The sequence below is a fragment of the Amycolatopsis sp. NPDC057786 genome, assembly GCF_042797905.1.
GTDB lineage: Bacteria > Actinomycetota > Actinomycetes > Mycobacteriales > Pseudonocardiaceae > Amycolatopsis.
The window spans coordinates 18,940-27,051 of sequence record NZ_JBHVKW010000114.1 but is presented as its reverse complement, the minus strand read 5'-3'; the positions used below and the strand labels follow the sequence as shown (position 1 = coordinate 27,051).

The window sequence follows — 8,112 nt, the reverse complement described above, 5'->3', positions numbered from 1 at the left end:
GTCGCAACCTTCAACGTTGCGAAAGTGGCTTTCGCAACGTCGCCACCTCGGCGCCGCCCTCGGACAAGGCGGAACTTTCGGACAGGAGACGAGCGGGCCCGTCCACGGTACGGTCTGCGGCATGGGCGCTGTCGAAAGCCACCTCCGGTTTGGTCTGGACCTCTATCGGGTGCTGGCGAGCCGCGCGGAGAACGCGTGCTTCTCGCCGTACTCGATCGCGAGCGCGCTCGGCCTGGTGACGCAGGCCGCCAAGGGGAAGACCAGAGAAGAGCTGATCGCCCTGCTCGGCGACCCGGAGGAGCTGGCCGACCTGCTGGGCAAGGCCTCGTCGCTGCTCGACGACGGCCCCGAACTCGCGGTCGCGAACACGCTCTGGGCCTGGGACGGGCTCCCGCTCGAAGACTCCTTCCGCGAGGAACTCGCCACCTGGCCGGGCGGGAAGGTCGAGAGCGCCCCGTTCGGCGACGATCCGGAGGCCGCGCGACGGCTGATCAACGCCGACGTCGCCGAGGCCACCCGCGAACTGATCCCCGAACTGCTGAAGCCGGGGACCGTCGCGCGGGACACCGTCGCCGCGATCGTCAACGCCCTGTATCTCAAAACCGCCTGGACCAACCCGTTCTCGCGTGACAACACCGCGCCCGCGGACTTCCACGCGCCGTCCGGCACCCGTACGGTGCCGACGATGTGGCTCGAAAAGCGGCTCGACCACACCCACGAGGACGGCTGGCAGGTCGTCCGCCTCGGCGCCGAGGGCGGGGTTGAGGCGGTCGTCCTGCTGCCGGACGGCGATCTCGACGACGCCGAACTAGACGCGGACAAGCTGGCGCGGCTGCTGGAGAACACGCGGTCCAAGACCATCGCCCTGTCGCTGCCGAAACTCGACCTCGACGTCGACAGCCCGCTGACGGCGAAACTCCAGGACCTCGGGGTGCGGACGATGTTCACCGCGGACGCGGACCTCACCGGGCTCGCCGACGACGACCGGCTTGAAGTGTCCGAGGTCGTCCACCAGTCCGTGCTTCGCATCGACGAACAAGGCCTCGAAGGCGCCGCCGCGACGGCGGTGCTGATGCGCTTGACGTCGCTCATCGTCGACGAACCGCTCGAAGTCGCCGTCGATCGCCCCTTCCTTCTGCTCGTCAGGCATGCCTCGACGGGTGTGATCTACTTTCTCGCCCGCGTTGTCGAGCCGTGAGGACGGTCAGTGAGTCTTTTCCAGGCTGAGGCGGAGGATGTGAAGGCTGGGAAGACTCCCACGAGACCCCGCCGGTTCGCTGCCGCCGACGCCGCCATCATGGGCGGCTTCCTGCTGTTCGCCTTCCTGCTCTACAACGGGCTCTGGCTCGATCTCAAGGAGGGCTATCTCTGGAACAGCGCGTCGGACCAGAACCTGTGGGAGTGGTTCTTCTCCGTCACCGCGGACAACGTGCTGCATCTGAGGAATCCGCTCAGCTCGCATTTCCAGAACCATCCGCTCGGCGTGAACCTGATGGCCAACACGGCCATGCTCGGCATCGGCATCCCGCTTTCGCCGGTCACGCTCACCTTCGGCCCGACGGTCACCTGGGCCATCGCGCTCACCGGCGGTCTCGCCGGCACCGCGGCGGCCTGGTACTGGGTCTTCTCGCGCCATCTGGTCACCCACCGGGTCGGCGCCGCCATCGGTGGCGCGTTCGCAGGGTTCGCCCCGCCGATGATCTCGCACGGCAACGCGCACCCGAACTTCGTCGCGTGGTTCGTCCTGCCGTTCATCGCGCTGCTGGTCTTCAAGATCGCCCGCGGCGAACGTCCCGTCCGCAACGGGATCTTCCTCGGCCTGCTGGCGGCGTACCAGATCTTCCTCGGCGAGGAACCGCTGCTGATCTTCGCGATGGCGTTCGCGATCTTCGCCATCGCCTACTTCGCGACGAACTACCGCGAGTTCCCGCCGATGGCGAAACCACTGGGGATCGGCGTCGGCATCGGGGTCCTCGTGGCGCTCGTGCTGTGCGCTTTCCCGCTGTGGTGGCAGTTCTTCGGCCCGCAGAGCTATCAGGCGATCGAGCACGGCCCGGTCGGGAACGACACGGCCGCGTTCACCCGGTTCGCGACGCAGTCGGTCGCCGGTCAGCCGCAGGCCGCCGCGGACGTGTCGATGAACCGCACCGAGGAGAACGCCTTCTTCGGCTGGCCGTTGATCGTGCTGATGGTGGTCGTCACCGCGTGGCTGTGGCGCGAGGTGTTCGCGCGGGCGCTGGCGATCTCGATGTTCGTGATGGCCTGGCTCTCGCTCGGCGTGCAGATCATCGTGGTGCACGAGGAAACCGGGATCCCGGGACCGTGGAAACTCTTCTCGGAACTGCCGCTGTTCGAGTCGCTGCTGGAATCGCGGCTCGCGATGGGCTGCATCCCGCTGATCGCCGCGCTGCTGGCGCTGGCGACCGAGCGCGTCTACACGGTCGCGTCGAAACTCCCCGAAGTGCCGGGGGAGCGGCGATTCCCGTTGCGGCTGCTGTGGATCGGCGTCGTCGTCGCGGTCCTGCTGCCGATCGCGCCGACGCAGCTGATCGTGAAGGAACGGCCGCCGACGCCGAGGTTCCTCGCCGACGGAACCTGGCGGAGCTACGTCGCGCCCGGCGGGACCGTGGTACCCGTGCCGTTGCCGAGTTCGGGCGAATCCGAACCGCTGCACTGGCAGATCGACGCGGGACTCGGCTATTCGATGCCGGAGGGTTACTTCGTCGGGCCGAGCGGCCCCGACGACAAACGCGGCCGCTACGGCGCCATCCAGCGGCCGACGTCGATCATCTTCGACCAGATCAAGCAGACCGGCGTGCCGGCGACGATCACCGAGTCGCAGCGGGTGCAGGCGCTGGACGATCTGCGGTACTGGAACGCCGACGTGCTCGTGCTGATCCCGCGCGAACACCAGGACGCCTTCCGGACCACCGTGGACCTGCTGCTGCGGAAGCCCGCCGAATTCGTCGACGGCGTCTGGGTGTGGGACGTCCGGACGATCACTCCCTGAGGGCGGCCCACCGCGAGCCCGCGAACGGTCCGTCCACGGACATCGCCAGGTGTGCGTTGACCCGGACCGTCCCGCTGCCGAGCCGTGCCGCGACTTCGGCGGCGTACTCCTCGTCCGCGCCCCACACCGAACCGCATACGCCGGGCGCCGCGGCGTTCGCCAGCCCGACCGCTTCGTCCACTGTGGAGCATCGGACGACCGGGAGTACCGGGCCGAACTGTTCCTCGGTCACGACGCGCATGCCGTCGTGCGCCTCGGCGAGGATCGCCGGAGCGAAGAAGTACCCTGGCCCGTCGAGCGGCCCGCCGGTCACGATCCGCGCGCCGTCCGCCCGTGCCTCGTCGGTGAGACCGGTGACGCGGTCGTACCGCGGCCGGTTGTTCACCGGGCCGAGCTGTGTCCCGGGTGTCCGTCCGTCGCCGACCACGACTCGCGCCGCCACGGCCGCCAGCGCCTCGACGACGCCGTCGTGGACGGACCCGACGGCGTAGACCCGCTCGACCGCCACGCCGATCTGGCCGCAGTTGGCGAAGGCGCTCCAGAAGAGCCGTTCCGCTATGGCGGCCGGATCCGTGCCGGGGAGGACGATCGCGGGATCGTTGCCGCCCAGTTGCAGCGTCAGCCGCCGCCATTCCGGCGCGGACGAGGCGGCCATCCGCCTCCCGGTGTCGGCCGATCCGGTGAAGTCGACCTGCCGGATCCCGGGATGGGCGACCAGATGCTCGCCGAGGGGATCCCGTCCGGTGAGTACGGTCAGCACGCCAGGCGGCAGCACCTGCGCCAGCATCCGGCCGAGGTGCAGGGTGGTGAGCGGGGTGCGCGGCGACGGCTTGAGCACCACCGTGTTCCCGGCGGCGAAAGCCGGCGCGAGTTTCGCGACGGCCGACTGCACGGGGAAGTTCCACGACGTGATCGCGGCGACCGGACCGCCGGCGTCATCTCGCGGCCCTGGCCGCGACCCGGCGAAGTACCGGAACCGCGACGCCGCCCCGGCGAACTCGGCTTCGGCCTCGTGAAGCGGTTTCCCTTGCTCTTCGGAGAGCACGGGGGCCAGCACCGGCGCGGCCTCCTCGACGACGACCGCGCACGACGCCAGCGCCGCGTGCCGATCCGAGACGTGCCAAGCAGGCCAGGCCTCGGCGGCGGCGCGTACCGCTTTGTCGACTTCGGCGGGCCCGCAGTCGGGGACAGCCGTGATCCGTTGTCCGGTGGCGGGATCCTCGACGGCGAGCATCGATCCTCCTCGGGGAGGGAAAGGGCCGACTCACCAGCCTACCTTCGATGATCGACTCGGGGTTCCGGCGAAAAGGCTAAATCGAGTCCTTTCCGGTCGCGTGGCGCGCGTCACCGGCGTTACCGTCACGTCCGAGCGGGCCGTCTCGTCCATTCGGTGATCGCAACCGCACGAGGAGGACACCATGCCGCGTATTCCCGCCGTGAAGACCGCCGAAGCCGGCTTTCTGCTGAAGCTGTTCTACAAGTTCGCCGGCAAGCGCTTCGGCGCCGTGCCCGAACCGATGGCCGTATACGCGCACCACCCGGCGCTGCTCCGGGCGAACGGCATGCACGAAATGATGGCGGAGAAGGCCAGCAAGACACTGCCGTCGAACGTGCGCGAGCTGGCCGTGTACCGCGTCGCGACCCAGCTCGGCTGCTCGTGGTGCATCGACTTCGGGACCATGCTGCAGCTGCACGAGGGTCTCGACATCGAACGGCTGAAGAACATCGACGACTACGCGAAGTCGCCCGCGTTCACCGACCAGGAACGGCTCGCGCTCGCGTACGCCGACGCGATGACCGCGAGCCCGGTGACCGCCACCGACGAGCAGGTCGCCGAGCTGGAACGGGAGTTCGGCCGCAAGGGCGTCATCGAGCTGACCTACCAGATCGGCCTCGAGAACATGCGTGCCCGGATGAACAGCGCGCTCGACATCACCGCGCAGGGTTTCACCTCGGGCGACGCCTGCAAGATCCCGCTTCCCTGAAACTCCCGCGTTTAGTCCTCTGAATGCGCCCAGGGCGCATTCAGAGGACTAAACGCGGTCAGGGGCCGACGCGGGTCCGCGCGGTCGTGAGCTTGTCCGGGTTCGCCATGTCGTAGATCGCGACGATCTTCCCGTCGCGGATGACGAACGCGTCGACGTGCTCGTCGAGTGCCCGGTACCCGGCCGATGCGGCCTGCGGCGGGATGTAGACCCCCAGGTCGCCGTTGACCAGCGCGAGCCTCGCCCGCTCCATCCCCGCCGGGTCGTACATCCGCATGAGGCCCTGGAACAGCCGGGTGACCTTGTCGAATCCGGCGACCGTGTGGATCGCCGTGCGCGCCTTGCCGCCGCCGTCGCCGACGAGGACGACGTCGGGATGCAGGACCTCGGCCACCGCCTGGATGTCGCCGGTGAGCATCGCGGTCATGAACTTCTCGATGATCTGCTGCTGCTCGGCGAGCGCCGTCCGGGGCGGCGGATCGGCGTCGGCGACCGCGCGGCGGCCGCGGGAACCGTGCTGGCGCGCGGTTTCCGGGGTGCAGCCCAGGATCTCGGCGATCTCCCCGAACGGCACCGAAAACGCGTCGTGCAGGACGAACGCGACGCGTTGTTCCGGCGTCAGCCGGTCGAGGACCACCATCGCCGCCATGCGCATCCCGTCGTCGCGGACGGCGACGGTCAGCGGATCCTCCGACGACGGTGTGCCCAGCGGGCCGAGGACGGGTTCGGGCAGCCATTCGCCGACGTACCGTTCGCGGCGCACCACCGCGGACCGCAGCCGGTCGAGGCAGATGCGGCTGACGACGGTGGTCAGCCAGCCCTTGTGGTCTTCGATGGCCGAGCGACGTCGTTCGTCCAGGCCGCTCAGGCGCAGCCACGACTCTTGGACCGCGTCCTCGGCGTCGGACAGCGTGCCGGTCAGCCGGTAGGCGACCGACACCAGATGGGGGCGCAGCGCGGCGAAATTCCCGGCGAGTTCGTCCAGGGCGGTGCTCATTCCCCGAGTGTGCCGCACAGCGCTCGGAGAGCGGGAACTAGTCCGTGTCCGGTTAGTCACTTCGCGGTCTTCGTGCCCAGGCGGTCCCTGACGGAACGGGCGGATGCGGCCGAGTACGACCCGGTACGAGGCCGATCCGGCCGCACCGCCAGGAACCACCTGGATCACGAAGCCCGTCGAAGCGACCAACCGGACACGGCCTAGAGTGATGAGCGTGGCAGGACGGATTCGGGAGAGCGACATCGCGGAGGTGCGCGAGCGCAACCGGATCGACGAGGTCATCGGTGACTACGTGGCCCTCCGCAACGCCGGCGGCGGCAGCCTGAAAGGGCTTTGCCCGTTCCACAACGAGAAGACCCCGTCGTTCAATGTGCGCCCCACCCACGGCACCTTCCACTGCTTCGGCTGTGGCGAAGGTGGTGACGTGATCAAGTTCATCCAGAAGATGGACCTGATCTCGTTCGTGGAAGCCGTCGAGCGCCTCGCGGACCGCGTGGGGTTCCGGCTGACCTACGAAGGCGGCGGCGGAAGCGTCCAGCGTGATCGCGGCACCCGCTCCCGGCTGATCGAGGCGCACCGCGCGGCGCAGGAGTTCTACGCCGAGCAGTTGCTCACCCCGGACGCGCGGGCGGCGCGGGATTTCCTGTCCGAACGGGGTTTCGACGCGGCCGCCGCGCAGACGTTCGGCTGCGGGTACGCGCCGGCGGGCTGGGACAAGCTCACGAAGCATCTGCTCAACCGCGGGTTCGAGGTCAAGGAACTGCTCACGGCCGGGCTGGCCAAGGAGGGGCAGCGCGGGCCGATGGACCGGTTCAACCGGCGGCTGCTCTGGCCCATCCGCGACGTCGGCAACGAGGTGGTCGGGTTCGGCGCGCGGCGCCTGTACGACGACGACCGCGTGTCGGCGAAGTACCTGAACACGGCGGAGTCGCCGATCTACAAGAAGTCGCAGGTGATGTTCGGCCTCGACCTGGCCAAACGCGAGATCGCGAAGCGGCACCAGGTCGTCGTCGTCGAGGGCTACACCGACGTGATGGCGATGCACGCCGCCGGTGTCCCGACGGCCGTCGCGTCCTCGGGCACGGCGTTCGGCGAGGACCACATGAAGGTCCTCCGGCGGCTGATGATGGACGACGACGCCTTCCGCGGCGAAGTGATCTTCACCTTCGACGGTGACGAGGCGGGTCAGAAGGCGGCGCTGAAGGCGTTCGAGGGCGACCAGACCTTCGCCGGGCAGACCTACATCGCGGTCGCCCCCGACGGCATGGACCCCTGCGAACTGCGGCTCGCCAAGGGCGACGCCGCGGTGCGCGACCTGGTCGCGCGGCGGATCCCGCTGTTCGAGTTCGCGATCAAGAGCATGCTCAAGGCGTTCGACCTCGACTCGGTCGACGGTCAGGTGGCGGCGCTGCAGAAGACCGTCCCGATGGTCGCGGGGATCAAGGACCGCGCCAGCCGCGACGGTTACGCGTCGAAGCTCGCGTGGTGGGTCGGCTGGCAGGACGCGGCGCAGGTGGTGAACCGGGTGCGCGGCAGCGCGGGGGCCACGGCGAAACGCTCCGCCACCGTCGAAGTCCGGCGGCCCGCTCCCTCCTCCTCGGCGGCGGCCGCGGCCGAGGAGGATCTGCCCAGGCCCGCGCCCGGCGACCCGCGGTTCATCGCGCAGCGTGAGGCGCTCAAGGCCGCGCTGCAGCAGCCGATGCTCGCCGGGGCCGAGTACGACTCGCTCCCCGAGGACGCTTTCACCCATCCGGTTTACGTCACCATCCACAAGGCGTTGCTGGCCGCCGGGGGAGCGGGTTCCGGGCTGACCGGGCCCGCCCTGCTCGACGCCGCGGCTCCGCACTGCCCGCAGGGGACGGTGCGGCGAGTGCTCAGCGAGCTTTCGGTGGAACCGTTGCGCGCCAAGGGCGAGGTCGATTCGCGCTATATCTCCGCGCAGCTCGCGGCGGTGCAGGAGAGCCTCGTCGGCCGCCAGATCAACGAGATCAAGTCGAAGCTCCAGCGGCTTTCCCCGGTCGAGGCGCCGGACGACTACCGCGCGCTGTTCGGCGACCTCGTCGCGCTCGAGCAGTACCGGAAGGCGCTGAAGGAACAGGCCATCGGCGGATTGGACTGAG

General features: G+C 69.3%; 6 protein-coding genes. 4 read left to right on the top strand and 2 right to left on the bottom strand.

The genetic code is table 11. The annotated features are described in order from the left end of the window. The first annotated feature begins 121 nt into the window (after nt 1-121). The gene (locus ACFVM3_RS36275) at nt 122-1,198 is read left to right on the top strand and encodes a serpin family protein (RefSeq protein WP_378444418.1); all 1,077 of its coding nucleotides are present in this window, start codon (nt 122-124) and stop codon (nt 1,196-1,198) included. 9 nt (nt 1,199-1,207) lie between these two features. After that, nucleotides 1,208-3,010: a glycosyl transferase gene (locus ACFVM3_RS36270; protein ID WP_378444417.1), complete on the top strand. Its 1,803-nt coding sequence runs from the start codon at nt 1,208-1,210 to the stop codon at nt 3,008-3,010. Here the strand turns inward: ACFVM3_RS36270 and ACFVM3_RS36265 are convergent. Continuing rightward, nucleotides 3,000-4,244 (bottom strand): aldehyde dehydrogenase family protein, encoded by a 1,245-nt coding sequence (locus ACFVM3_RS36265; RefSeq protein ID WP_378444416.1) that lies wholly within the window; start codon nt 4,242-4,244, stop codon nt 3,000-3,002. The two genes, ACFVM3_RS36270 and ACFVM3_RS36265, sit on opposite strands and share 11 nt — an antisense overlap. 184 nt (nt 4,245-4,428) lie before the next feature. Here ACFVM3_RS36265 and ACFVM3_RS36260 point away from each other — a divergent pair, with 184 nt between their 5' ends. Continuing rightward, on the top strand, nt 4,429-4,995 hold the full coding sequence (locus tag ACFVM3_RS36260) for a carboxymuconolactone decarboxylase family protein (protein ID WP_037342876.1): 567 nt from the start codon (nt 4,429-4,431) through the stop codon (nt 4,993-4,995). A 58-nt stretch (nt 4,996-5,053) separates the two neighbouring features. Here ACFVM3_RS36260 and ACFVM3_RS36255 read toward each other — a convergent pair whose 3' ends face one another. Continuing rightward, nucleotides 5,054-5,992 (bottom strand): sigma-70 family RNA polymerase sigma factor, encoded by a 939-nt coding sequence (locus ACFVM3_RS36255; protein ID WP_378444415.1) that lies wholly within the window; start codon nt 5,990-5,992, stop codon nt 5,054-5,056. Between the two features lie 208 nt (nt 5,993-6,200). Between ACFVM3_RS36255 and dnaG the strand changes: the two genes are divergently transcribed. Beyond that, complete coding sequence (gene dnaG / locus ACFVM3_RS36250; RefSeq protein WP_378444414.1) at nt 6,201-8,111, top strand: DNA primase; 1,911 nt, start codon at nt 6,201-6,203, stop codon at nt 8,109-8,111. Nucleotide 8,112 lies beyond the last annotated feature (1 nt).

What these genes read in the sequence shown, in the direction of transcription:
- ACFVM3_RS36275 (WP_378444418.1), top strand. Translation starts at nt 122, where the DNA reads ATGGGCGCTGTCGAAAGCCACCTCCGGTTTGGTCTGGACCTCTATCGG.
- ACFVM3_RS36255 (WP_378444415.1), bottom strand. Translation starts at nt 5,992, where the DNA reads ATGAGCACCGCCCTGGACGAACTCGCCGGGAATTTCGCCGCGCTGCGC.
- ACFVM3_RS36265 (WP_378444416.1), bottom strand. Translation starts at nt 4,244, where the DNA reads ATGCTCGCCGTCGAGGATCCCGCCACCGGACAACGGATCACGGCTGTC.
- dnaG (WP_378444414.1), top strand. Translation starts at nt 6,201, where the DNA reads ATGAGCGTGGCAGGACGGATTCGGGAGAGCGACATCGCGGAGGTGCGC.
- ACFVM3_RS36260 (WP_037342876.1), top strand. Translation starts at nt 4,429, where the DNA reads ATGCCGCGTATTCCCGCCGTGAAGACCGCCGAAGCCGGCTTTCTGCTG.